We start from the raw sequence: 24,100 nt of genomic DNA, 5'->3' as shown, positions 1-24,100 counted from the left end.
GGACCGTTGGGAGTACGGGTCCGTCTTCCCACAGCTCATCCCCACGGGGGATCCCCGGACGGGGCTGCCGCCGATGCGCCTGTACGGCTCCGGCCGTCAGGCGCTGCGCGCGCTGATCGAGTTCGGCCGGCGGGACCGAGGCTGGACAGCGGTGCACCTTCCCGCGTACTACTGCCCCGAGGTCGTGGAGAGTGTCACCGGCCTGCTGCCGATCCGGCGGTACGACGCCGGACCCGTGGGTCAGCAGGAGTCGCCGGACGCCGGTCCGACCGAGGTGGTGGTCGTGGTCGCCTACTTCGGTGCGCAGCCCACTCTCCCGGTCACCCAGGCCGAGGTGATCGTGGACCTCACCCACGACCCGACTGCGCCGTGGGCCGACCAGCTCGCCGCCGACTTCCTCTTCGCGTCGCTCCGCAAGACCCTGCCGCTGCCCGACGGAGGCGCGGTCTGGTCCCACCAGCGACGGCCTCTGCCGCCGGCCGCAGCGGCCGATCCCGAACACCTGGCCAACGCCGGCAGAAGCCTGGCAGCGATGTGCCTCAAACGGGCCTATCTGGATGGCGTGTCCATCGACAAGGCGACCTACCTGACGCTCATGGCGGAGGCCGAGGCGGGTCTGCGGTCGACCATCGTCAGCGCCATCTCGGACTACTCGCGCCAGGTGCTGCCCGTCCTCCCCATCGCCGAGCTGCGCCACCGCCGGATCGCCAATTCGGTCCACCTCGCCGCCGCCCTGGATGACCGGCCCGGGGTGACCGTGCACGGTCGGACCTTCGGTGTCGTCCTCGAGTTCGACACTCCGCAACGCCGGGACGCCGTCCGTGCGGGGCTGATCGCCCGCAACATCTACCCGGCCGTGCTCTGGACGCTCCCGTCGCAGGCGACGCCCAGCCGCCAGCTGAACCTGTCCCGCCGGATGCTCTACCTGCACACCGACATCCGGTGGCGGGACGCGGACCTGAACCGCGTCGCCGCCACGGTCCGCGCGCTGTGCGACGAGCCGGCCGACCCGCCCGCCCCGGGTCCGACACCCCGCCTCGCCACTGACACCGCCGGAGCGCTGCGGTGACGGGACGGATCGGGTGAGGCCCGTCCCGCACGGCGTCTCGGCCGCCGGCGGAACATCGTTCGCCGCCACGCCACCGTCCGCGGCGACGACGGGAGCCGGCCGGCGGTCCTCGCTGGTGACCGCCAGCCACCTGGTCGCCGGACAGCTGATCACCGGTGCCGCGAGCCTTGCGGTGAACGCGATGTCGGCACGCGCCATGGGTCCCACCGGTCGGGGCAGTTTCGGACTGCTACTCCAGGTCACCTACCTGGCCAATTTGATCGCGATGGCCGGTACCGACAAGTCTTATCTGGCGACCGTGCCGCTGCGGCGCAGCGCCCGTGGCGCCGCGGCGGACGCGCTACGGCTGGTGGTACCGCCGGCCCTGCTGGTGTTGTCGGCGGCCGCGCCTATCGTGTACGCGTTGGGCAGCGGCACGCCGGCCGGCGGCCTGGCAACCGTCGCCAGCTGCCTCGTCACCGGCGTCACGGTACTCACGGCGGCGACCCTGCGCACCGGCGCGGCGGCCGCCGGCATGCTGCGTCCATACGTGGTCTCCACGGTAGTCGGTCAATCCGCCCTGGTCGCGATGGCGATGCTGCTCGCGATGGCCAAGATCGACACACCACAGCTCTGGTTGCTCGCCTACGGTGTCGCGCTGGGCGCCGGACCGGCGGTCGCCTGGGTGATGCTGCGTCGGATCCCCGCCATGGACGAGCCACCGCACGATCTGGGCCCGGCCCGCCGTCTCGGTCTGCGGCTGCTACCAGCCACCATCGCCGGACTGGTGATGCTGCGCGCCGACCGGCTGTTGCTGCCCTGGCTCGGCTCCTACGAACAGCTCGGGCTCTACATCGTCGTCGCCACGGTCGCGGAGTTCGCAATCTGGCCGGTGATCAGCTGGACCGACGCCCAGTCGCCGAGCTGGCACCAACGCCACCTCGCTGGCGACCTGCGACGGACCGGCCCGCTGCTCATGGCCGCCGGGTACGGCGTGCTGGCCGGGCTCGCCCTGCTGGCCGCCGGCCGGCTGTTGGTGGTGCCGGTGTTCGGCGAGGAGTACCGGGCGTCGGTCGGACTGCTGGTGCCGCTGGCCGCGGCGGCAGCCTGCTACAGCGTCAGCCGGGTGGCCATCGGACTCGGGGTGGCGGCGGGGCGGGCCCGGGGCGCCCTGATCGCGGACGTGCCCGCCATGGCGGTCGCCCTCGTCGCCTACCTCCTCCTCATCCCCCGCTACGGGGCCCTGGGAGCGGCGGTCGGTTCCGCGGTCGCGTACGGCGTCGGCGCTGTCCTCGCGGTCTGCGCATGCGCCAGGGAACCCCGCCGGACGACCGCCACAGCAGCACAGCCGTCCCGCACCGATGACCGACGGCCGGCCTCCTCGGCCGCGCCCGACTGACCACTGGAGGCGAGAACGATGCCGTCAGTCACCCGCCCACGCCGTCCGGACACCCTGTTCGACACCGGTACGCCCGCCCTGTCGGTCCCGGGTCAGCGGGCCGCCGGCACTAAGGCCCGGTTCTCCGTCACGCTACTGACCCTGCTGTTCGTGTTAGCACTCGCCGGACGCTTCTCCCTCGATCGGGCCGGGCTCCCCACGTACGGCGTGCACGATCCCCGCATTCCCGCTTACGCCCTGCTGCTGCTGATGGTGCTGCTCTGGCAGGTTGACCGGTCCGCACACGGCTTGGCGCGGCCGTGGCCCCGGGTCTTCGCACTGTTCAGCATGCTGATCGCGCTACAGCTCACCGCCGCATTCTGGGCCCCGGACGGAGCCCGGCTGCAGAAAGCCGGCTGGGACCTGATTGCCCTCTGGCTCCTCGTGCTTGTCGCCACCGTGCTGGCCGCCGCCGACCCGCAGCGGGCGGCCCGCACGCTCCTCGTCCTGATGCTGGTCGCCGCGCTGGTCTACGCACTCGGCGCGCTCGCCGCTGGCCCGCAAGGACAGGGAAGGTACTCCGCCTTCGGTGGCGGTCCGAACGTCTTCGTCCGCGTGATCTCGCTGGGGATCATCGCCTCGATCGGGCTGTCGGTCGTCTGGCGTCGGTGGTGGCTGCTGCTGCCAATACCCCTGCTGGTCGCCGCTGCGGTGCTCTCCGGATCACGGGGCGGGCTGATCGCCCTGGTCGGCGCCGGGACGGCGTACTTCGTCGTCTTCGCCCGCCGACGGCTCAGCATCCTGCTCGGCACCCTCGTGGCCGGCGGGCTGGGCATCTGGGCTGTCTCTTACGTCGTGGACACCTGGTTCGCCACCGTCGTCGAGAACCGCTACTCCAGCACGGGCATCCAACGCAGTGACTTCTCCGCCCGGCCGGAACTGCTCCAGTCGGCCTGGCGGATCTTCCTCGACCATCCCCTCATGGGCGGCGGCCTGGACAGCTTCTACGCGACGGTCGGCATCGGCTACCCGCACAACTACCTGGCCGGACTGGCCGCCGAGTCCGGGCTGCCCGCCCTCATCCTGATCGGATTCACGGCCGCGTGCTGGTGGCGGGACGGTCGACCCTGGACATCGATCCCCAAGGACCAGCTCACCTGCGCCGTGGGGGCCATCTACGTGCTGATCGCCGCCATGTTCTCGGGTGACTACTTCGACACCCGATTCTGCTGGATCCTCGCCGTCATCGCCGTCCTCCGCCCCGGACCCAGACCTGACCACCCCGGACAGATAAAGGAGGCCGCACCGTGGCAGAGCACCGTCCGGCGGCACGCCGAGTTCTCATCCTGAACCACTACGCCAAGCCGCTCACGCACGCTGGTGGTACCCGGCACGTGGAGCTCTTCGGCCGGCTCCGGGGTTGGGACTGGGCGATCATCATCGCTGGTGTCGACCACATCTCCAAGCGGGCGTACGTCCCGGACGACCCGCACTTCATCGCCGTGCCAGTCACCAGATACACCCGCAACAACCATCGTCGGGTGTTGAGCTGGTTCAGCTACGCCCGCAACGCTCTGGTCGCCGCGTTGCGGCAACCGCGACCCGACGTCGTGTACGCCTCGTCCCCGCACATCCTGGCCCCGGTCGCCGGATGGGCGGTGGCGCGGCTGCGGCGGGCGAAGTTCGTGCTGGAGATCCGCGACCTGTGGCCGGAGGCCATGGTCAGTACGGGATATCTGCGGTCGGGGTCACTGGTCCACCGTGCGTTGCGGTTCCTGGAGCTCTGGCTGTATCGCCGGGCCGACCGGATCGTGATGGTCGCTGACGGCTGGCGTTCATACCTCACCTCGCGGGGAGTCGACGAGTCGAAACTCGGATGGGTCAGTAACAGCGCCGAGCCGGCGGATTTCGATCTCAGGCCCGACCTGTACCAGCCGCTTCGCGACCGCGTACCGGTACGGGGACGGCTCATCGTGTTCGCCGGAGCGCACGGACCGATCAACGGTCTCGACAAGCTGCTGGACGCCGCCACCGAGCTACCCGAGCACACCTTCGTCCTGATCGGCGATGGGCACGACAAACGTGAGCTGGTTCAGCGGGCCAGTGCGGCAGGCCTGACCAACGTGCGATTCCTCGATCCAGTACCGAAGCAGGAGTTGCAGGCCATCCTCGGCGGCGCGGACATCGGGGTTCACGTCCTCGCCTACAGCCCGGTGTACCGGCTGGGAGCCAGTCCCAACAAGCTCTACGACTACCTGGCCGCGGGGTTGCCGGTGCTGAACAACTGCCCCGGCGAGCCCGAGGACATCCTGCTGACCAGCGATTCCGGCCTCACCGTGGACAGCGGCAAGATCGCCGCCGGGCTGCGCAAGCTCGCCGAACTGGACGACGCGGCCCTCGTCGAGATGGGCCGTCGCGGCCGCCGCTTCATCCAGGAGCACCGTTCCCGTGAGGTCATGTCGGCTCGCCTCCAGCGGCTGCTCGACGACGTGGTGGCGACATCCCGGCGATCCCCCCACCGACCTGCCGGGCCACCGCTCGCAGCCGAGGAAGCGCCGGCAGGCCACGCACCGCCGCAATGACGGTTCACCAGCGGCCGGGGCAACGACAGCCGCTGGGCCCACGATGCCGACATGTGAGTAGCACCAAATATAGGGCGTTTGTCCGTAACACACCGTTGATTATCTTTTGGCCGAATAGAACTGGGGGAAGCCGGTTCACCGCCAGCACTCCACACGGGCACCACGAATGGGGAATCGCCATGCCGCACAGCGCCACCACCGCACTCGTCACCGCGGAGGGCAATCGACGCCGCCGGGACTGGCGGCGCAGGGTCAGCTACCTCGCCGCCGACGTCACGACGTGGGTCGGCGGATTCCTCATCGCCGCCTCGACCCGACAGGAGTTCGACCTGACGGTGGACCAGGCCCGGCGGATGGCTGCGGTCGGCGTGACGGCCGGCCTGCTCCACCTCGGGCTGGGCGTGCTGCGCCGGGTCTGGTCCGGCCGGCATCCCCTGGGCAGCCTCCAGGAGGTCCGCGGCCTGGCCGGCACCACCGCGGCCACCGCCGCGCTCGTGCTGTTCGGACTGCTCGCCTCCGGCGAGCGGCCGGTCCCGGCGAGCACTCCCATCGCCGGTGGAGCGATGGCTCTGCTGCTGATGCTCGGCCTTCGGACCGCCTACCGGCACCGCCGGGACCGGGCGCTGCGACCGGACGCCGTCGCCGCGAGCCGGGTGCTGCTCTTTGGCGCCGGCTCTGCCGGCGAGGGCCTGCTGCGGGCGATGATGACCGACCCGAGGAGCAGATACCTCCCGGTCGGGCTCCTCGACGACGACCCGGACAAGCGAGATCTGCACGTCGAGGGGGTCCGGGTGCTCGGCGGGCGGCACAACGTCAGCGACACGGTGCGGCGCACCCGGGCCAGCACCGTCATCTTCTCGGTCGCCAACGCGGACGCCACGCTGATCCGGCAGATCCGGGAAGCCACGCTGCAGGCCGGGGCGGCGTTCAAGGTGGTCCCCCCGGTGCGCGAGTTGGTCAACCACCGGATCACCGTGAACGACGTGCGGGACCTGCAGATCAGCGACCTGCTCGGCCGCCGGCACGTGGTCAGCGACCTGACGCTGGACCACGACGGGCTGCGGGGACACCGAATCCTGGTCACCGGCGCGGGCGGGTCGATCGGTTCGGAGCTCTGCCGGCAGATCATGCGGGCCGACCCGGGCGAGCTCATGATGCTGGACCGGGACGAGTCGGCGCTGCACGCCCTGCAGATGTCCCTGGCCGGCCGGGCCCTGCTCGACAGTCCCGACCTGATCCTCGCCGACCTGCGCGACGACGAGGCGATCCGGCGGATCTTCCAGGAGCGGCGGCCGGAGATCGTCTTCCACGCGGCGGCGCTCAAGCACCTCACGCTCCTTCAGCGGCACCCGGGCGAGGCGGTCAAGACGAACGTGTGGGGCACCCTGAACGTGCTCGACGCCTGCCGGGACGTGGCCCGGTTCGTGAACATCTCCACCGACAAGGCGGCCGACCCGATCAGCGTGCTCGGCTACTCGAAGCGGATCACCGAGCGGTTGACGGCGCACGCCGGCGCGAACCACCCCGGCACGTTCCTGAGCGTGCGCTTCGGCAACGTGCTGAGCAGCCGCGGGTCGGTGGTGACGGCCTTCCAGCGCCAGATCGAGGCCGGACTGCCGGTGACCGTCACCCATCCCGACGTGACCCGCTACCTGATGACCGTCCAGGAGGCGGTGCAGCTGGTCCTCCAGGCCGCCGCCATCGGCCGCGACGGTGAGGCGCTCGTGCTGGACATGGGTGAGCCGGTCCGCATCCAGGACCTGGCCCGGGAGATGATCGACCGGGCCCAGAATCCCACCCCGATCGTCTTCACCGGGCTCCGGCCGGGCGAGAAGCTGCACGAGGACCTGCTCGGCACCGGTGAGGTCGACGTCCGGCCGCTGCACCCGCTGATCTCCCACGTGCCGGTGCCGGTGCTGGACCCGATCGACGTGGCTGGGCTGGATCCGTTCGATGACCCGCAGAAGGTCATCGCGCACCTCGCCCAGCTGTGTGACCGGGCGTTCGACCCGGCGGACGACCGGCCGCTCGACGTCGAGCTGTCCCACTGACCCGATCCGCGCGGCCCGCCTCGACACCGGGGCGGGCCGCCTCGCGTCCGCGACCAGCGTCTGCCGGCGCGCCTGCCCGTACGCCCGGCCGACCGGCTCCGGATGTGGTGAGCTGTACGGGTGGCGGGGCTGGGTCTGGTGCTGCACCCCACCCGGGATGTCTCCGAGGTGGTCGGGATCATCGAGCGGTGGGCGTCGCGCCACCGCAAGACGCTGCTGGTCCGGGCCGAGGACGAGCACCGGGTGCCGTCCTGCGTCGAGCCGGTCCCCGCCGACGAGTTGGCCGTCCGCGCCGACGCCCTGATCAGCATCGGCGGCGACGGCACCATGTTGGGCGCGCTGCGCCTGGCGGTGCGCGACCCGAAGCCGGTGCTCGGCGTGCACCTGGGCCGGCTCGGTTTTCTCGTGGAGGTGGAGCCGCCGGACCTGCCGAACGCGCTGAGCCGGCTGCTGGCGAAGGACTTCACCATCGAGTCGCACGCCTGCCTCGCCTGCGACGTGTGCGGCGACGACGTGGTGGCCTTCAACGACATCGCGCTGGTCCGCCAGCCCGGCTCCGGGTTCGTCACCGCCAGCCTGGCCGTGGACGGCCAGCGGTACGGCTATTACCGCTGCGACGCGCTGGTGGTCAGCACGCCGACCGGCTCGACCGCGTACAGCTACGCGGCGGGCGGGCCGCTGATCTCGCCGGCGGCGGACGCCGTGGTGGTGACCCCGTCGGCGCCGATGGCGGGCATCTCCCGGGCGGTGGTGCTCGCCCCGGAGGAGAGCATCCGGCTGGACCTCCAGCCGCACTCGGCGGCGGTCGCCGTCGAGATGGACGGGCTGGTCATCAAGGAGGCGGCGACCGAGGGGGCGGTGCAGATCCGCTACCGCCGGGACGCCGGCCGGGTGGTCCGCTTCGACCCGCGGCGCTACCAGGAGCGCAACCAGTTGAAGCTGAGCCTGCTCGACCTGCCGTTCCTGCCCGACCAGCTCCGCGAGCTGCTCCCCGAGGAGCTGCGGCGGGAGCGCGACCAGCGGGAGCTGGATCCGCCCTGCTGACCGGCCCGGTCAGGCCTGCGTGAGCACCTCGGAGACCAGCGCCCTCGCCTCCTCCTGGATCCGGGTGAGGTGCTCCGGGCCCTGGAACGACTCGGCGTAGATCTTGTAGACGTCCTCGGTGCCGGACGGCCGGGCCGCGAACCAGCCCGACGCGGTGGTCACCTTGAGCCCGCCGATCGACGCCCCGTTGCCCGGCGCCGTGGTAAGGGTGGCGGTGATCGGCTCGCCGGCCAGTTCGGTCGCGGTCACCTGCTCGGGCGACAGCTTGGCCAGCACCGCCTTCTCCTCGCGGCTGGCCGGGGCGTCGATCCGGGCGTACGCGGGCGCGCCGAAGCGCTCGGCCAGCTCGGCCCAGTGCTCGCTCGGTGTCTTCCCGGTGGTCGCGACGATCTCCGAGGCGAGCAGGCAGAGCAGGATGCCGTCCTTGTCGGTGGTCCAGGTGCTCCCGTCGCGGCGCAGGAAGGACGCGCCGGCGCTCTCCTCGCCGCCGAAGCCGACCGCCCCGTCGAGCAGGCCGGGCACGAACCACTTGAAGCCGACCGGCACCTCCAACAGGGGGCGGCCCAGGTCGGCGGCGACCCGGTCGATCATCGAGGACGAGACCAGGGTCTTGCCGACGGCCGCCGCCGGCCCCCACTGCTCGCGGGTGCGGAAGAGGTGGCCGATGGCCACGGCCAGGTAGTGGTTGGGGTTCATCAGGCCGCCGTCGGGCGTGACGATGCCGTGCCGGTCGGCGTCGGCGTCGTTGCCGGTGGAGACTCCGAACCGGTCGCGGGCCGCGATCAGCGAGGCCATGGCATTCGGCGAGGAGCAGTCCATCCGGATCTTGCCGTCGGAGTCCAGGGTCATGAACCGCCAGGTCGGGTCGACCGTCGGGTTGATCACCGTGAGGTCGAGGCGGTGCCGTTCGGCGATCTCCCCCCAGTAGGCCACGCTGGCCCCGCCCATCGGGTCGGCGCCGATGCGCACCCCGGCGTCCCGGATCGCGGCGATGTCCAGCACGGTGGGCAGGTCGTCGACGTAGCGGGCGAGGAAGTCGTACTCCCCGGTGGTGTCGGCGGCGCGCGCCCGCGCGTACGGGATGCGTTTCACCTCCTTGAGCCCGGCGGCGAGGATGGTGTTCGCGCGGTCCTGGATCCACGTCGTGACGTCGCTGTCGGCGGGCCCGCCGTGGGTGGGGTTGTACTTGAAGCCGCCGTCGTCCGGCGGGTTGTGCGACGGCGTGATGACGATGCCGTCGGCGAGCCCGGCGGTGCGGCCGCGGTTGTGGGTGAGGACGGCGTGCGACAGCGCCGGGGTGGGGGTGTAGCCGTCGCGGCTGTCCACCAGCACGGTGACGTCGTTGGCGGCGAGCACCTCCAGCGCGCTGGCCTCGGCCGGGGCGGAGAGCGCGTGGGTGTCGCGGGCGAGGAAGAGCGGGCCGTCCAGGCCCTGCTCCCGCCGGTAGTCGCAGAGCGCCTGGGTGACGGCGAGGATGTGGTCGGAGTTGAAGGCGTTGCGCAGGCTCGACCCGCGGTGCCCGGACGTGCCGAAGGAGACCTGCTGCGCCGGGTCGCTCGGATCGGGGTGCCCGGTGTAGTAGGCGGTGACCAGCCGGGGCACGTCGACCAGGTCGGCGGGCTCGGCGGGCTGGCCGGCACGGGGGTGGGCCACGGTGGGAACCTCCTGAGACGGTGCGGGTGGATCAGGCCTCGACGCGCTGGCCCTTGCCGATGACGACGATGCCGTTGTCGGAGACGGTGTACCGCTGGCGGTCCTTCTCCAGGTCGACGCCGATCTCGGCGCCCTCGGGAACGTAGACGTTCTTGTCCAGGATGGCCCGCCGCACCACCGCGTGCCGGCCGATCTCGACACCCTCCATGAGCACCGCGCCGTCGACGTGCGCCCAGGAGTGCACCTTCACCCGGGGGGCCACGATCGAGTTCTCCACCAGCGAGCCGGAGATCACCGAGCCGGGCGACACCATCGAGCTGACCGCGCGGCCGATTCGCTCGCCCCAGGCGTGCACGAACTTGGCCGGCGGGTACGGCGGCTGGTTGCTGTAGATCGGCCAGTCGAAGTTGTAGAGGTTGAACACCGGATGGACGTTGATGAGGTCCATGTGGGCGTCGTAGAACGAGTCGAGGGTCCCCACGTCCCGCCAGTAGCCGCGGTCCCGGTCGGTGCTGCCCGGCACCTCGTTGTCCTTGAAGTCGTAGACGTTGGCCTCGCCCCGCTCGACCAGCATCGGGATGATGCTGCCGCCCATGTCGTGCTTGCTGGTCTTGTCCTCGGCGTCGCGTTCGACGGCCTCGCAGAGCGCCTTGGTGCTGAAGACGTAGTTGCCCATGGAGGCGTAGATCTGGTCGGGCGCGTCGGGGAGCCCCACGGCGTCGGTGGGCTTCTCGCGGAACGCCCGGATCCGCCGGCCGTCCTCGCCGACCTCGATGACGCCGAACTGGTCGGCCGTCGACAGGGGCTGCCGGATGCCGGCCACGGTCACCCCGGCGCCGGAGGCGATGTGGTCCTCCACCATCTGCCGCGGGTCCATCCGGTAGATGTGGTCGGCACCGAAGACGATCACGTGGTCGGGCTGCTCGTCGTTGATGAGGTTGAAGCTCTGGTAGATCGCGTCGGCCGAGCCGGCGAACCACCACGGGCCGCGGCGCTGCTGCGCCGGCACCGGGGTGACGTAGTTGCCGAGCATCGTCGACATCCGCCAGGTCTGGGTGATGTGGCGGTCCAGCGAGTGGGACTTGTACTGGGTCAGCACGACGATCTTGAGATAGCCGGCGTTCGCCAGGTTCGAGAGGACGAAGTCGACCATGCGGTACATCCCGCCGAAGGGGACGGCGGGCTTCGCGCGGTCGGTGGTGAGGGGCATCAGGCGCTTGCCCTCCCCGCCGGCCAGGACGATCGCGAGCACCTTGGCAGCCATGCTCAGACGCTATCCATACCGCTCCGACTTCACCACTCGTACGGGCACGTTTCCGCACCCGGTGCGGGGCGGGAAAGCACGCTAGGGTGCCGGGCATGAGCGATTCCGCACGGCTGCGCGTCGACCTGCTCACCCGGGAGTACCCGCCGGAGGTCTACGGCGGCGCCGGGGTGCACGTCGAGTACCTCGCGCGCGAGCTGCGCCGACTGGCCGACCTGCGGGTGCACTGCTTCGGCGCGCCCCGCGACGAGCCGGGCGTCACGGCGTACGCGGAGCCGGCGGCGCTGGCCGGCGCGAACGCCGCGCTGCGCACCATGGGCGTCGACCTGGAGATGGCCGCCGGCGCTGCCGGCACCGACGTGGTGCACAGCCACACCTGGTACGCCAACCTGGCCGGGCACACCGCGAAGCTGCTGCACGGGGTGCCGCACGTGGTGACCGCGCACAGCCTGGAGCCGCTGCGCCCGTGGAAGGCCGAGCAGCTCGGTGGCGGCTACGCACTCTCGTCGTGGTGCGAGCGGATCGCGTTCGAGGCCGCCGACGCCGTGATCGCGGTGAGCGAGGGCATGCGGCGGGACGTGCTGACCGCGTACCCGGAGGTCAACCCCGACCGGGTGCGGGTCGTCTACAACGGCATCGACACGGCGCAGTACGCCCCGGACCGCGGCACCGACGTGGTGGACCGGCTGGGCATCGACCCGGCCCGCCCCAGTGTGGTCTACGTCGGCCGGATCACCCGGCAGAAGGGCCTGCCGTACCTGCTGCGGGCCGCCCGGGAGCTGCCCGCCGACACCCAGCTCGTGCTGCTGGCCGGCGCCCCCGACACACCGGAGCTCGCCGCCGAGGTGGAGGGCCTGGTGGCCGAGCTGCGGGCCAGCCGCTCGGGGGTGGTGTGGATCGCCGAGATGCTGCCCAAGCACGAGGTGATCCAGGTGCTCACCCACGCCACCATCTTCGTCTGCCCGTCCGTCTACGAGCCGATGGGCATCGTCAACCTGGAGGCGATGGCCTGCGAGACGGCCGTGGTCGCCACCGCCACCGGCGGCATCCCCGAGGTGGTCGCCGACGGCGAGACCGGGCTGCTGGTCCCGATCGAGCAGGCCGGCGACGGCAGCGGCCGGCCGCTGGACCCGGAGCGCTTCGTGGCCGACCTGGCGGCGACGATCAACGACCTGCTGGCCGATGAGAAGCGGACGGAGAAGTTCGGTCTCGCCGGCCGCCGCCGGGCCGTCGAACACTTCTCCTGGGACACCATCGCGCAGCGGACGATGGAGGTGTACCGGTCGGTGGGCGCCGCCGGCTGACTTGAGCGCGAAGCGATCTCGGGCAGTAGGTTGAACCGGTGACTGGACGGTTCCCGATCGAAGACGTCTCCCCTGTCGTCGCCTGCGGTCGCTATCCGGCCAAGGCGGTGGTCGGCGAGATCGTGCCCGTGTCGGCCCGCGCCTACCGCGAGGGCCACGACGCGCTCGGGTGCGACGTGGTCTGGCTCGGACCGGACGGCGCCGCCCGCCCGTTCACCCGGATGCGCCCCGGTGAGCCCGGTCAGGACCGCTGGCACGCCACCATCCGCCCCGACGCGGTCGGCCTCTGGCGGTTCACCGTCGAGGCGTTTCAGGACCCGTACCTGACCTGGCAGAACGCCGTCACCAAGAAGGTCGCCGCCGGTCAGGGCCCGGCCGAGCTGACCAACGACCTGGCCGAGGGCGCCCGGGTGCTGGAAGCCGCCCTCGACCTCGTGCCGACCGCCGACCGGGAGCGGGTCCGGGCGGCGGTGACCGCGCTGCGCGACGAGGACGCGGAGCTGCCCCGCCGGGTCGGCCCGGCGCTCGACCTGGCCCCGCTGCTCTGGGACCACCCGGTCCGCGAGCTGGTCACCACCGGCGACGAGCACACCCTCTGGGTCGACCGGCCGCGCGCGCTCTTCTCCGCCTGGTACGAGTTCTTCCCCCGCTCCGAGGGCGCGATCTCCGCCACGGTCGACGCGCCCGCCCGGTCCGGCACCTTCGTCACCGCCCTGGAGCGCCTGCCGGGCGTCGCCGCCATGGGCTTCGACGTGCTCTACCTGCCGCCGATCCACCCGATCGGCCGGGTCAACCGCAAGGGCCCCAACAACGCGCTCACCGCCGGGCCGGACGACGTCGGCTCGCCGTGGGCGATCGGCGCCGCCGAGGGCGGCCACGACGCCATCCACCCCGACCTGGGTACGCCGGAGGACTTCCGCGACTTCGTCGCCGCCGCCGCCGAGCAGGGCCTGGAGGTTGCGATGGACCTGGCGTTGCAGTGCGCCCCGGACCACCCGTGGGTGACCGAGCACCCGGAGTGGTTCACCACCCGGGCCGACGGCAGCATCGCCTACGCGGAGAACCCGCCCAAGAAGTACCAGGACATCTACCCGCTGAACTTCGACAACGACCCGGAGGGCATCCGGGCGGAGATCCTGCGGGTGGTACGGCACTGGGTCGGCGAGGGGATCCGGATCTTCCGAGTGGACAACCCGCACACCAAGCCGTTCGACTTCTGGCACTGGCTGATCTGGGAGGTCAAGAAGGTCGACCCCGACGTGCTCTTCCTCGCCGAAGCGTTCACCCGCCCGGCGATCATGCACGGCCTCGGGAAGATCGGCTTCACCCAGTCGTACACCTATTTCACCTGGCGCACGTCCGCGGCGGAGATGCGGGAATACTGCGCGGAGCTGGTCGCGGCGGCCGACTACATGCGACCCAACTTCTGGCCCAACACGCCGGACATCCTGCACTCCTCGCTCCAGCACGGCGGCCCGCCGATGTTCAAGATCCGGGCGGTGCTGGCCGCGCTGCTCTCCCCCTCCTGGGGCATGTACGCCGGCTACGAGCTGTTCGAGCACGTCGCCCGCCCCGGCGCCGAGGAGTACCTGGACAACGAGAAGTACGAGCTGCGCCCCCGGGACTGGGCCGGCGCGCAGGAGCAGGGCCGCTCGCTGGCCCCCTTCATCGCCACCCTCAACCGGGTCCGCCGGGACAACCCCGCCCTGCACCGGCTGCGCAACCTGCGCTTCCACGACATCGACAACCCGGCGCTGCTCTGCTGGTCCAAGCACGACCCGGACACCGGCAACACGGTGATCGTGGTCTGCTCGTTCGACTCCCGTGCCGTGCAGTGGGGCAACACCACCCTGGACATGCCGGCGCTCGGCTTCGACTGGCACGAGCGGTTCACCGTGCACGACGAGCTGACCGGCGCCGACTACGACTGGGGGCAGCGCAATGCGGTGCGGCTCGACCCGTACCTGCAACCCGCGCACGTGTTCACGGTGCGGCGGCCCGCCGCGCCGGCCGAACCTGAGGCCGCGCCGCCGGCTGCCGCGGCAGCCGACCTGACCGTCGAAGACGTACCCGCCGACCTCTCCGGCGGCACCGCCCCGACCGCACCGGCCGCGAAGGACGACGCACGATGGACCAGCTGATCGCCGGCCAGGCGCACGACCCGCACGCCGTGCTCGGCGCGCACCCCGCCGACGGGCGCACCACCATCCGGACCCTCCGCCGGGGCGCGGCCGACGTGGCCGTGCTCGCCGGCGACGAGCGGCACCCGATGAAGCGGGTGCACGACGTGGGCGTCTTCGAGGCCGTGCTGCCCGGCGAGGTGCTCGACTACCGGGTCGAGGTGGACGGCGCGGTGCACGACGACCCCTACCGCTACCCGCCCACCCTCGGCGAGGTGGACCTGCACCTCATCGGTGAGGGGCGGCACGAGCGGCTCTGGGAGGCGCTCGGCGCCCGGGTCTTCGACGAGGGCGTGGCGTTCACTGTCTGGGCGCCCAACGCCCGCGGCGTCCGCGTGGTCGGCGACTTCACCGGCTGGGGGCCCGACGACGGCTGGCCGATGCGCTCGCTCGGTTCCAGCGGTGTGTGGGAGATCTTCGTGCCCGGCGCCTCCGTCGGCAGCCGCTACAAGTACCGGATCCTCGGCGCCGACGGGCACTGGCGGGACAAGGCCGACCCCCTCGCGGCCCGCGCCGAGGTGCCCCCGGCCACCGCCTCCGTGGTGCACCACTCCCGGTACGCCTGGGGCGACGCCGACTGGCTCACCCGGCGGGCCCGGCGGCAGCCGCACCAGGAGCCGATGAGCGTCTACGAGGTGCACCTCGGCTCCTGGCGCCCCGGCCTCGGCTACCGGGAGCTGGCCGAGCAGCTCACCGCGTACGTCACCGAGCTCGGCTTCACCCACGTCGAGTTCCTGCCCGTGATGGAGCACCCGTTCGGCGGCTCCTGGGGCTACCAGGTCACCGGCTACTACGCCCCCACCGCCCGGTTCGGCGACCCCGACGAGTTCCGCCACCTGGTCGACCGACTGCACCAGGCCGGCATCGGCGTCATCCTCGACTGGGTCCCGGCGCACTTCCCCAAGGACGAGTGGGCCCTGGCCCGCTTCGACGGCACCCCGCTCTACGAGCACCCCGACCCGCGCCGCGGCGAGCACCCCGACTGGGGCACGTACGTCTTCGACTTCGGCCGCCGCGAGGTGCGCAACTTCCTGGTCGCCAACGCCCTCTACTGGCTGGACGAGTTCCACGTCGACGGGCTGCGGGTCGACGCGGTCGCCTCGATGCTCTACCTGGACTACAGCCGCCAGGAGGGCCAGTGGGCGCCCAACGTGCACGGGGGCCGGGAGAACCTGGAGGCCATCGCGTTCCTCCAGGAGGTCAACGCCACCGTCTACAAGCACCACGCCGGGGTGGTGATGGTCGCCGAGGAGTCCACCGCCTGGCCGGGCGTCACCCGCCCCACCGCCGAGGGCGGGCTGGGCTTCGGCTTCAAGTGGAACATGGGCTGGATGCACGACACCCTGCTCTACACCTCCAAGGACCCGATCTACCGGCAGCACCACCACCACCAGCTCACCTTCTCCCTGGCGTACGCCTGGAGCGAGAACTACGTGCTGCCGATCAGCCACGACGAGGTGGTGCACGGCAAGGGCTCCCTGACCGGCAAGATGCCCGGCGACACGTGGCAGCGGCTGGCCAACGTGCGGGCGCTGCTCGCGTACATGTGGGCGCACCCCGGCAAGCAGTTGCTCTTCATGGGCTGCGAACTCGCCGACGACCGCGAGTGGAGCGAGGAGCGCGGCCTCGACTGGTACCTGCTGCACGACCCGGCGCGGGCCGGCGTGCAGCGCCTCGTCGGCGACCTGAACCGGGTCTACCGGGAGACACCGGCGCTCTGGGCGCAGGACACCGACCCCGCCGGCTTCCGCTGGATCGCCGGGGACGACGTCGCGAACAACACCGTCTCGTTCATCCGGATCGCCCCCGACGGCCAGACCCTGGTCTGCGTGGCCAACTTCTCCGCGCTGCCGCTGGAGGGCTACCGGGTCGGCCTGCCCGCCGGCGGCACCTGGACCGAGTTGCTCAACACCGACGCCCACCACTACGGCGGGTCGGGGGTGGGCAACCTCGGAGCGGTGCAGGCGGAAAGCGTGCCGTGGCACGGGATGCCGGCGTCGGCGGCGCTGCGCGTGCCGCCCCTCGGCGTCCTCTGGCTCCGCCCGGCCTGACCCCTCGCCGCCCCGGCCGTCTGCCTTCGGATCTTGGGCAGTTCCCGTTCGACGAACGGCAACTGTCCAAGATCTCAGGACGCGACACGAGAGACGCGCGGACGGTGACCATCGAGACCCCTCACGCCTACTTTCCGTCGACATCTCGCTCCCACACGCGGCCCTGGTGAACGGAGAAGCAAGACCGCCCGTACCGCTGAACGGATGCCGGACACCCGTGACGGACGAGGCGGAGGAGCTTCGATGGCGTGGAGCAGAGGCACAACCAGGCGACGCGGGACGGCGAGCCCGTCCCGGAACCGGAAGATCGCGGGCGGGGTGGCGCTGGCGATGACGGCCGGGGCGGCGTTCGCGGTCGCGACCGGCACCGGCCAGGCCGCCGAGAACTGCCAGGGCCTGGACACGGCGCTGCGCAACAACCTGACCTTCATCGCGGACCAGCGCCGCAAGCCGGACGCCAACTCGGCGGCCCGGATCGCCAACCGGCAGGCCGTGGTCGACCTCATCCAGCAGCGCCGGACCGCGGCGGGCTGCTCCGGCACGGTCGAGGTGGCTGGGGCGGTGTGCCCGAGCGTGCCGTGGGAGCAGGCGATGGGCACCCAGCTCGACCGGGCCTGGGCGGTCACCGGACAGATGACCGGCGAGCGCTCCGGCCAGCTCATCGACCCGCGACTGACCGAGGCGCGGGTGAAACGGCTCGCCGGCCTCTTCAGCGGGGTCCGCGGCATCGTGCAGGGCGCCCAGAAGGCACAGGCCGGCGAAGCTGCGGCATCCGGGGCGGGGGCCGATGAGGCCGGGGCCGCCGCCGGTGGCGCCGAGGCGTCCGGGGCCGCGGCCGGTGGGGACGGCGCGGCGGCCGGTGGCGCTGAACGGGCCGCGGACATCATCAACGCGATCGGCGGGGTGCTGCAGCAGATCGCCGCGATCATCCAGGCCGCTCAGCAGCAGGCGGACGGCGGCCAGCAGGCAGGCGACGCCCAGGACGACCAGCAGGCCGGCGGCGAGGAGGGTGCCGGCGGTCAGGAAGGCGCAGATCAGCAGAACGGCGACGGCGGAGCGGCAGCGGAACAGCAGGGCGCCGCCGAGCAGCAGGACGATCAGGCGGCCGACGGGCAACAGGACGGCGGTCAGGCCGCGGACGGGGAGCAGGCCGCGGACGGGGAGCAGGCCGCGGACGGGGAGCAGGCCGCGGACGGCGGGCAGGGTGCCGCCGGTCAGCAGGCCGGGGAGCGGGTCGCGGATCGACTTCAGCAGATCCGGGCGCGCATCCAGCAGCTCCGGGCGATCGTCAAGCAGATCCGTGCCGCCCGCCAGGCCGGACGCGCCCAGGGCCAGGGCCAGGGCCAAGCCGCGGACCAGGGGCGGGGCGCCGACCAGGCGGGCCGCGGCCAGGAGTCCGGCCAGGGCATGGACAACCAGGCCGGCCAGGGCATGAACGACCAAGCCGGCCAGGGCATGAACGACCAGGCCGGCCAGGGCATGAACGACCAAGCGGGCCAGGGCATGGACGAGGCCGGTCAGGGCGAGGTCTACATGGTGGCCGACCCGAGCCTGCCTGGCTGCGCCCCGGGCGACGCGGGCCAGGGCGCGGGCAACGCCGGCGCCGGGAAGCAGGACGACGCGACCGGCGCCAACCGGCAGGGGGACGAGGCAGATGGCAAGGGCGCCGACACCGCCAACTCAGCCGGTGCCGGCATGAAGGACACGGGCGCCGACGCCGGCATGGCCGACGCCGATATGAACAACGAGGCCGGCACGAACGCCGACTGACCGCCAGCCCCACCAGACCGCCGATCCGCGAAACTCGGCGGGCCCCACGAGCCACCGGCAGGAACGGCGACCCGGCCAGGCAAAGCCCATGGCCCGGTCGCCGTTCCTGCCACCGCGCCATCCGCCGGCGCCCGCAAGCCCCTCCCGGCCGCCACCCAGACCCGACTCACCGCGTCGATCATGAGGTTGCCGGCACCGAAAGAGATCGACTTCGCCGCCAACCTCATGATCAGCCGGGAAGCCTGGCCGGGAAGGCCGACCGGGAGGCCCGGCCGAGCAGGCCGGCCGAGGCAGTAGCCGGGAGAAGGCAGGCCAGGGCGGAAGAAAAGGGTTAGACCAGGCCGGCTTCGCGGAGGAGTTTCCAGAGGCCGGCGCCGTCCGGGGCGGCCAGCCACTTCTGGCCCACCGGGCCAGCGGCAGGGCGGCCCGCGGGGGTGGGCAGGCTGCCGGCGAGGACCGACTGGGTGGGCGAGAGCCGGCGGATCGCCACCCCGGCCACGTTGTCCGGGTGGGCGGCGGCGAACTCGCGGTAGATCTCCTGGTCGTGCTGCCCGTCGTCGCCGATCAGCAGCCAGCGGACGTCGGGGAACTCCCGGGCCAGCCGGGCCAGGGTGGCCCGCTTGTGCTCCCGGCCGCTGCGGAACCAGCGGTCGGCGGTCGGCCCCCAGTCGGTGAGCAGCAGCGGCCCGGCCGGGTAGAGGTGCCGGGACAGGAACCGGGTCAGCGTCGGCGCGACGTTCCAGGCGCCGGTGGAGAGGTAGAAGACCGGCGCGCCGGGGTGGGCGGTGACCAGGCGCTCGTAGAGCACCGCCATGCCGGGGACGGCGGCCCGGGCGTGCTCGTCGAGGACGAAGGTGTTCCACGCGGCGAGCAGCGGCCGGGGCAGCGCGGTCACCATGACCGTGTCGTCGATGTCGGAGAGGATGCCGAACCGGACCTCCGGGTCGAGGATGCGGACCAGCGCCTCCACCGGCTCGGCGTCGGCCACGCTGAGGCGTACGCAGCCCCAGCCCGGGGTGAAGTCGGCCTTGATGACGGTGTCCACGAAGCCGCTGCGGTCCGCGGTCGCCTCCTGGCGTACGCCGCCGGCCTCGATGGTGACCTTCGCGTACTTGGCGGGCAGGGTGGTGAAGCTGCGCCAGCCCCGGACCTTCTCCAGCCGGCCGCGCTGCCGGGTGTCGGGCCGGCCGAGCAGCACCCGGCCGAGCACCCGCGCCCAGCCGGGGGCGCCGTACCCGGCGTACGCGACGATGTTGACCTGCCACCCGGTGCGCCGCAGCCGGCGTTCCACGAGGCCGTGCAGGGCGTCCTCGATGCGTGCGGCCCGGTGCATCTGCGGCACGGCCAGTTGGTCCGGTGGTGTGGGTGGCACGCTGTCACCCTGCCACAACCCGCGCAGGCCGGCCACGCGAGTGGTCTGCGCCGATCCACCCCGCCGCCCGGCGCCCCCGTGACAGACTGCGGTCGAGGCGACGACGGGGGCGTTGGTCGTGTCGACACCAGAGCGGGACCCGGGACGGTGGCGTCCGGCGCTGGACCGGCCGGCGCTGGTGGCGCTGGTGCTCGGCGCGGCCGGGGTCGGCTACCGGCTGGTGCTGACGCTGCTCACCCTGCCCACCTCCAACAGCGACGAGGCGACGTTCGGCCTGGCGGCCCTGCACATCGCCACCGGGGACGAGCGGCCGGTCTTCCTCTACGGCCAGCGCTACATGGGGGTGCTGGAGTCCTACCTGGCGGCCCCGCTGGTGGGCTGGGCGGGGGCGAGCTGGCCGCTGCTGCGGCTGCCGTTGCTGGCGCTGTTCGCGGTGTTCCTGTGGCTGGCGTACCGGTTGACCCGCCGGCTCTTCTCGCCCTGGCTGGCCACCTTCGTGGTGGGCCTGCTGGCGCTCGGTTCCGAACGGGTGGTCCGCGACCAGCTCACCGTGGTCGGTGGCCGGCCGGAGGTGAAGCCGGCCGTGCTGGGGATGCTGCTGATCGCGGTCGCCCTCGGCGAGCACCGGGTCCGGCACCGCTGGCTGGCCACCGGCGTGTTCGGGCTGCTGGCCGGGCTGGCGCTCTGGTCGGACTGGCTGATCGTGCCCTACCTGGCGGTGGCCGGGCTGGTGCTGGTGTGGGCCGCGCCCCGGGACCTGGTGGGCTGGCCGGGGGTGCTGCTCGTGGTGGGCTTCGTGCTCGGCGTCGCGCCGATGGTCAAGGACAACCTGGTCGCCCCGGACGGGCAGGACTCGCTGTCGGTGTTCCGGGAGATCAGCACCAAGGACGGCGCGACGCCGTCGCTGTCGGAGCGGCTGCACGGCGGGCTGCTGGAGGGGGTGCCGCTGGCCTCCGGGCTCTGCCCGATGGAGGGCTGCGCCCGCTGGGCGCAGTGGTTCGGGCTGCTCTACCCGGTGCTGCTGGTGGCCGCCGCCGCGCTCGCGCTGGTCGCGTTCCGCCGGGCCGCGGACCCGCCCGCGCGGCTCCGGGCCGTGGCGATCCTCGCCCTGGTCGTCGGGGCGGCGTTGACCCTGCTGGCGTACGTGCGCAGCCCACTCGCCGCGACCGATCCGCTGGGCAACTCCCGCTACCTGTCGGTGCTCCAGATCTCGCTGCCGGCGGTGCTCTGGCCGCTCTGGCGGGCCGCCGCGCACGCGGTCCGGGTCACGGCGGGCGGGGCGGCCCGGCTGGCCGGCGCGCTGGCCGGGCTGGTGCTGGTTGCCCTGGCGTCGGCCACGCTCGCCGGCACCGTGGCGTTCGTGGCCGACGCCCCGGCGCTGCGGGCCGAGGAGCGGCAGGCCCGGGAGCTGGCCGACGCGGTGCGCCGGGCCGGTCTGCGGGAGGTGTACGGGGACTACTGGACCTGCAACCGGCTGATCTTCAACACCGACGAGGCGGTGGCCTGCGGGGTGCTCGACGGCGACCTGAGTCCCGGGCAGAACCGCTACCCGGCGTACTGGAAGCGGGTGGGGCGGGCGGCCCGCCCCGGGTACGTGGTGGCCGTCGGCTCGTCGGCGGAGCGCGCGCTGCGCCGGCTGCTCGGCGACCGGGCCGACGCAGCGGTGGTGGCCAAGGTCGGCGGCTATCGGGTGTACCACCCGGAGAGCGCCGTGCGGCCGTGGCGCTGAACCCGCGCCGTACGCTGTGCCGATGCTCATCCTGCTGCCCCCGTCGGAGGGGAAGGCCGACGCCGGCACCGGCCGGCGGCTGGACCTGTCGAAGCTCTCCCTGCCGGAGCTGAACCCGGCCCGGGAGGAGGTGCTGGCCGCCCTGGTCGACCTCTGCGCCGGCCCGGACGAGGCGGCGGCCCGCGACGCGCTGGGCCTGAGCGAGGGGCAGCGCGGCGAGCTGCGGCGCAACGCGCGGCTGCGGGCGGCGGCCACCGCGCCGGCCGGACGGATCTACACGGGGGTGCTCTACGAGGCCCTCGGCCTGGCCACGCTGCCGCCGGCCGCGGAGCGGCTGGCCCGCCGTTCGGTGCTGATCACCTCGGGCCTGTGGGGCGCGGTCCGCCTCACCGACCGGATCCCGCCCTACCGCTGCCCGGTCGGGGCGCGGCTGCCGGGGATCGGGGCGCTGTCGGCGTACTGGCGCCGGGCGCTGGCGGAGGCCATGGCGACGGCCGCCGGGACCGGCCCGGTGCTGGACCTGCGCTCCGGCGCGTACGCGGCCACCTGGGCGCCGCGCGGGAAGACGGCCGAGCGCACCGTGACGGTGCGGGTGCTGCACGAGCGCGAGGTGGACGGGGTGCCGACCCGGTCGGTGGTCAGCCACTTCAACAAGGCCACCAAGGGCCGGCTGGTCCGTGACCTGCTCACCGCGGGCACCCGCCCGCGCACCGCCGACGCGCTGGTCGGGGCGCTGCGCGAGCTGAAGTACGCCGTCGAGGAGCAGCCGCGGGCGGCCGGCCGGCCCCGCCAGCTCGACGTGGTCGTCACCGAGCTCTGAGGGCGGGTTGCCGCAAATTTTGCTCAAGGCTCGGTCGCAGCGGTTTCGCGGCGCGGACGCCGGGGGTCACGGTTAGGGAACCCCGATTCCGACCAAGGAGCTGTTCCGATGGCCCCCGAGTCCACCACCCTGCTCGACCGGCCCCGCCAGTCGTCGCCGCCCCCGCCACTGGACTGGCTCACCCTGGCCGACGCCTTCGAGGTCGCCTGCCTGGTGCGCTGCACCCCGCCCCCGGCCACGGACGCCCGCCGGGTCGACGCCGGCACCTACCGGGGCGGGATCGCCGAGTTCAACCGCCAGGACGCGGCGCACCGGATGCGGCAGCTGCTGCAGCGGCTGGACGTGCCGGTGGAGCACGAGCTGACCACGGGCGGCCTGCGCCGCCGGTACGAGCTGCACCGGCTGTCGGTGCCCCGGGAGCACCGGCCGGCGTACGCGGCCCTGCTGGAGGCCGGCTGGCGGCAGGGCCGCCGGGAGCTGCTCGGCGGGCCCTTCCCCGGCGCCTCCACGGCTCGCCGCGTGTGGCGGCCACGGCTGGCCGCCGGGGCGTGGCGGGCGGCGCTGCTGGCCGGCGGACGGCACGTGCGCCGGCACAGCCTCGGCATCCGCCTCGCCGACCGGGACCTGGCCGCGGTGCTGGTGCGGGGCGCGGCGCTCCTGGACGTCCCGGCGGTGCTCCGGCCCGGCGCCGGCTGCTTCCTGGTGAGCGTGGCCAACGGCGCGGACCGGACGCGGATCACCGAGAGCGCGGCGCTGGCCCCGGCGGCGGCCTGCTGACCGCGCCCACCCGCAACGCCTGAGCCGACCCCCGGTCACCGCAGCACCGCGGGGGCGGCTCCGGGCGTCACGGTGTGCGGCCGGGCTTGCGCGGCGGGTGCTCCGCGGCGCAGAGTGCAGCCCGTGAGCCGACACTGGTCTGTGCGCGGCCGGCGCCGGACCGCGGCGCCGCTGGCGCTCCTGCTGCTGCTCGTGGCCGGTCTGGCCGGCTGCCGGGACGAGCCCGCCGAGCCGGTGCGGATCCGCATCGCCACGGGTAGCCCCACGGCCGTCTACCACGCCTTCGGCCAGTCGCTGGCCGCCCTGCTCAACCGCGAGCTGCCCGGCGTGCAGGCGAGCGTGGTGGTCACCGCGGCGTCCGCGCAGAACGTCCGGCTGGTTGGCTCCGGCGAGGCGGAGCTGGGCTTCACCCAGGCCGACGTGCTGCCGCCCCACGCGCCGGAGCACCCCGCGGTGCTCGCCGTGGCCCGGGTCTACGACGACCTGCTGCACCTGGTCACCACCGCCGGCGGCCCGGTACGCACCCTCGCCGACCTGCGCGGCCGGCGGGTGTCGGTGGGCGCCGACGGCTCCGGCACCGAGGTCACCGCCAGCCGGCTGCTGACCGTGGCCCAGCTCGGCGGCGACCAGGTTCGCCAGGAGCACCTCGGCCTGGACGACTCGGTGGCGGCGCTGCGCGCCGGCCGGATCGACGCCTTCTTCTTCTCGGGCGGCCTGCCGGTGCGCGGCGTCGCGGAACTGGCCGGCAGCACCTCGGTGCGGATGGTCGACCTGGGTGACTGGACCGAGCCGCTGCGCCGCGGATACGGGCAGGTCTACGTGACCCGGGACATCCCCCGCTCGGTCTACGGGGCGGACCCGGTCAGCACGGTGGCGAACCCGAACTACCTGATCGCCCGCGCCGACCTGCCGACGGCGCTGGTGCGCGACGTGACCCGGCTGCTGATGGAGCGCCGCGAGGAGTTGGCCGCGGCGCATCCGGCGGCCGGCCGGATGAGTCCCCGGGCGGCGATCGTCACCACCCCGCTGCCGCTGCACCCGGGGGCGGCCGACTGGTACCGGGCCACCAAGCCCTGA

At 73.0% G+C, this 24,100-nt stretch carries 17 protein-coding genes; 14 read left to right on the top strand and 3 right to left on the bottom strand.

The annotated features are described in order from the left end of the window. The first annotated feature begins 73 nt into the window (after positions 1-73). The 6 genes from ACFYPD_RS19055 to ACFYPD_RS19030 all read left to right on the top strand — a co-directional run bounded on the left by ACFYPD_RS19055 (position 74) and on the right by ACFYPD_RS19030 (position 8,103). Positions 74-1,069 (top strand): hypothetical protein, encoded by a 996-nt coding sequence (locus ACFYPD_RS19055; RefSeq protein WP_387114863.1) that lies wholly within the window; start codon positions 74-76, stop codon positions 1,067-1,069. Positions 1,070-1,082: 13 nt separating this feature from the next. Then, a complete protein-coding gene (locus ACFYPD_RS19050; protein ID WP_387114860.1) occupies positions 1,083-2,447 on the top strand; it encodes a lipopolysaccharide biosynthesis protein in 1,365 nt (454 codons plus the stop codon). 18 nt (positions 2,448-2,465) lie between these two features. After that, positions 2,466-3,776, top strand: a complete 1,311-nt coding sequence (locus tag ACFYPD_RS19045) for an O-antigen ligase family protein (protein ID WP_387114858.1) — start codon at positions 2,466-2,468, stop codon at positions 3,774-3,776. After that, positions 3,734-5,008 (top strand): glycosyltransferase family 4 protein, encoded by a 1,275-nt coding sequence (locus ACFYPD_RS19040; protein WP_387114855.1) that lies wholly within the window; start codon positions 3,734-3,736, stop codon positions 5,006-5,008. Before ACFYPD_RS19045 ends, ACFYPD_RS19040 begins: the two co-directional genes overlap by 43 nt. A gap of 179 nt (positions 5,009-5,187) precedes the next feature. Then, positions 5,188-7,059 (top strand): polysaccharide biosynthesis protein, encoded by a 1,872-nt coding sequence (locus tag ACFYPD_RS19035; RefSeq protein ID WP_387114852.1) that lies wholly within the window; start codon positions 5,188-5,190, stop codon positions 7,057-7,059. Positions 7,060-7,179: 120 nt separating this feature from the next. Continuing rightward, positions 7,180-8,103, top strand: a complete 924-nt coding sequence (locus ACFYPD_RS19030; RefSeq protein WP_387114849.1) for an NAD(+)/NADH kinase — start codon at positions 7,180-7,182, stop codon at positions 8,101-8,103. Positions 8,104-8,112: 9 nt separating this feature from the next. Here ACFYPD_RS19030 and pgm read toward each other — a convergent pair whose 3' ends face one another. Beyond that, positions 8,113-9,756, bottom strand: coding sequence for a phosphoglucomutase (alpha-D-glucose-1,6-bisphosphate-dependent) (gene pgm, locus ACFYPD_RS19025; protein ID WP_387114845.1), 1,644 nt, complete (start codon positions 9,754-9,756; stop codon positions 8,113-8,115). Between the two features lie 31 nt (positions 9,757-9,787). Continuing rightward, entirely contained in the window at positions 9,788-11,020 is a 1,233-nt protein-coding gene (gene glgC / locus ACFYPD_RS19020) for a glucose-1-phosphate adenylyltransferase (RefSeq protein WP_387114842.1), read from the bottom strand. 95 nt (positions 11,021-11,115) lie between these two features. Here glgC and glgA point away from each other — a divergent pair, with 95 nt between their 5' ends. From glgA to ACFYPD_RS19000, 4 genes are all read left to right on the top strand, one after another. Beyond that, positions 11,116-12,324: a glycogen synthase gene (gene glgA / locus ACFYPD_RS19015; RefSeq protein WP_387114839.1), complete on the top strand. Its 1,209-nt coding sequence runs from the start codon at positions 11,116-11,118 to the stop codon at positions 12,322-12,324. 38 nt (positions 12,325-12,362) lie between these two features. After that, positions 12,363-14,465: a maltotransferase domain-containing protein gene (locus ACFYPD_RS19010; protein ID WP_387114836.1), complete on the top strand. Its 2,103-nt coding sequence runs from the start codon at positions 12,363-12,365 to the stop codon at positions 14,463-14,465. Beyond that, positions 14,453-16,555, top strand: a complete 2,103-nt coding sequence (glgB, locus tag ACFYPD_RS19005; protein ID WP_387114833.1) for a 1,4-alpha-glucan branching protein GlgB — start codon at positions 14,453-14,455, stop codon at positions 16,553-16,555. The genes ACFYPD_RS19010 and glgB overlap by 13 nt, the downstream gene beginning before the upstream one ends. A 243-nt stretch (positions 16,556-16,798) precedes the next feature. Continuing rightward, positions 16,799-18,325 (top strand): hypothetical protein, encoded by a 1,527-nt coding sequence (locus tag ACFYPD_RS19000; protein WP_387114830.1) that lies wholly within the window; start codon positions 16,799-16,801, stop codon positions 18,323-18,325. Between the two features lie 331 nt (positions 18,326-18,656). On the opposite strand, the gene ACFYPD_RS18995 is transcribed toward ACFYPD_RS19000, so the two are convergent. Beyond that, the gene (locus tag ACFYPD_RS18995; RefSeq protein WP_387115594.1) at positions 18,657-19,658 is read right to left on the bottom strand and encodes an App1 family protein; all 1,002 of its coding nucleotides are present in this window, start codon (positions 19,656-19,658) and stop codon (positions 18,657-18,659) included. 157 nt (positions 19,659-19,815) lie between these two features. Between ACFYPD_RS18995 and ACFYPD_RS18990 the strand changes: the two genes are divergently transcribed. The 4 genes from ACFYPD_RS18990 to ACFYPD_RS18975 all read left to right on the top strand — a co-directional run bounded on the left by ACFYPD_RS18990 (position 19,816) and on the right by ACFYPD_RS18975 (position 24,100). Beyond that, on the top strand, positions 19,816-21,426 hold the full coding sequence (locus ACFYPD_RS18990; protein ID WP_387114827.1) for a hypothetical protein: 1,611 nt from the start codon (positions 19,816-19,818) through the stop codon (positions 21,424-21,426). Positions 21,427-21,448: 22 nt separating this feature from the next. Beyond that, positions 21,449-22,246: a peroxide stress protein YaaA gene (gene yaaA, locus ACFYPD_RS18985; protein ID WP_387114823.1), complete on the top strand. Its 798-nt coding sequence runs from the start codon at positions 21,449-21,451 to the stop codon at positions 22,244-22,246. 108 nt (positions 22,247-22,354) lie between these two features. Then, positions 22,355-23,023, top strand: a complete 669-nt coding sequence (locus ACFYPD_RS18980; RefSeq protein ID WP_387114820.1) for a hypothetical protein — start codon at positions 22,355-22,357, stop codon at positions 23,021-23,023. 123 nt (positions 23,024-23,146) lie between these two features. Next, the gene (locus ACFYPD_RS18975) at positions 23,147-24,100 is read left to right on the top strand and encodes a TAXI family TRAP transporter solute-binding subunit (RefSeq protein WP_387114817.1); all 954 of its coding nucleotides are present in this window, start codon (positions 23,147-23,149) and stop codon (positions 24,098-24,100) included.

This window comes from Micromonospora sp. NPDC005299, assembly GCF_042872345.1.
Taxonomy (GTDB): domain Bacteria; phylum Actinomycetota; class Actinomycetes; order Mycobacteriales; family Micromonosporaceae; genus Micromonospora.
The sequence above is the reverse complement of the archived record's forward strand: the minus strand, read 5'-3'. Positions and strand labels throughout refer to the sequence as shown.

Excerpts from the sequence above, each read along its gene's own strand:
- ACFYPD_RS19045 (WP_387114858.1), top strand. The coding sequence starts at position 2,466 with ATGCCGTCAGTCACCCGCCCACGCCGTCCGGACACCCTGTTCGACACC.
- glgB (WP_387114833.1), top strand. The coding sequence starts at position 14,453 with ATGGACCAGCTGATCGCCGGCCAGGCGCACGACCCGCACGCCGTGCTC.
- glgC (WP_387114842.1), bottom strand. The coding sequence starts at position 11,020 with ATGGCTGCCAAGGTGCTCGCGATCGTCCTGGCCGGCGGGGAGGGCAAG.
- ACFYPD_RS19000 (WP_387114830.1), top strand. The coding sequence starts at position 16,799 with ATGGCGTGGAGCAGAGGCACAACCAGGCGACGCGGGACGGCGAGCCCG.
- ACFYPD_RS19055 (WP_387114863.1), top strand. The coding sequence starts at position 74 with ATGCGCCTGTACGGCTCCGGCCGTCAGGCGCTGCGCGCGCTGATCGAG.
- glgA (WP_387114839.1), top strand. The coding sequence starts at position 11,116 with ATGAGCGATTCCGCACGGCTGCGCGTCGACCTGCTCACCCGGGAGTAC.
- ACFYPD_RS19035 (WP_387114852.1), top strand. The coding sequence starts at position 5,188 with ATGCCGCACAGCGCCACCACCGCACTCGTCACCGCGGAGGGCAATCGA.
- ACFYPD_RS18980 (WP_387114820.1), top strand. The coding sequence starts at position 22,355 with ATGGCCCCCGAGTCCACCACCCTGCTCGACCGGCCCCGCCAGTCGTCG.
- ACFYPD_RS18995 (WP_387115594.1), bottom strand. The coding sequence starts at position 19,658 with ATGCACCGGGCCGCACGCATCGAGGACGCCCTGCACGGCCTCGTGGAA.
- yaaA (WP_387114823.1), top strand. The coding sequence starts at position 21,449 with ATGCTCATCCTGCTGCCCCCGTCGGAGGGGAAGGCCGACGCCGGCACC.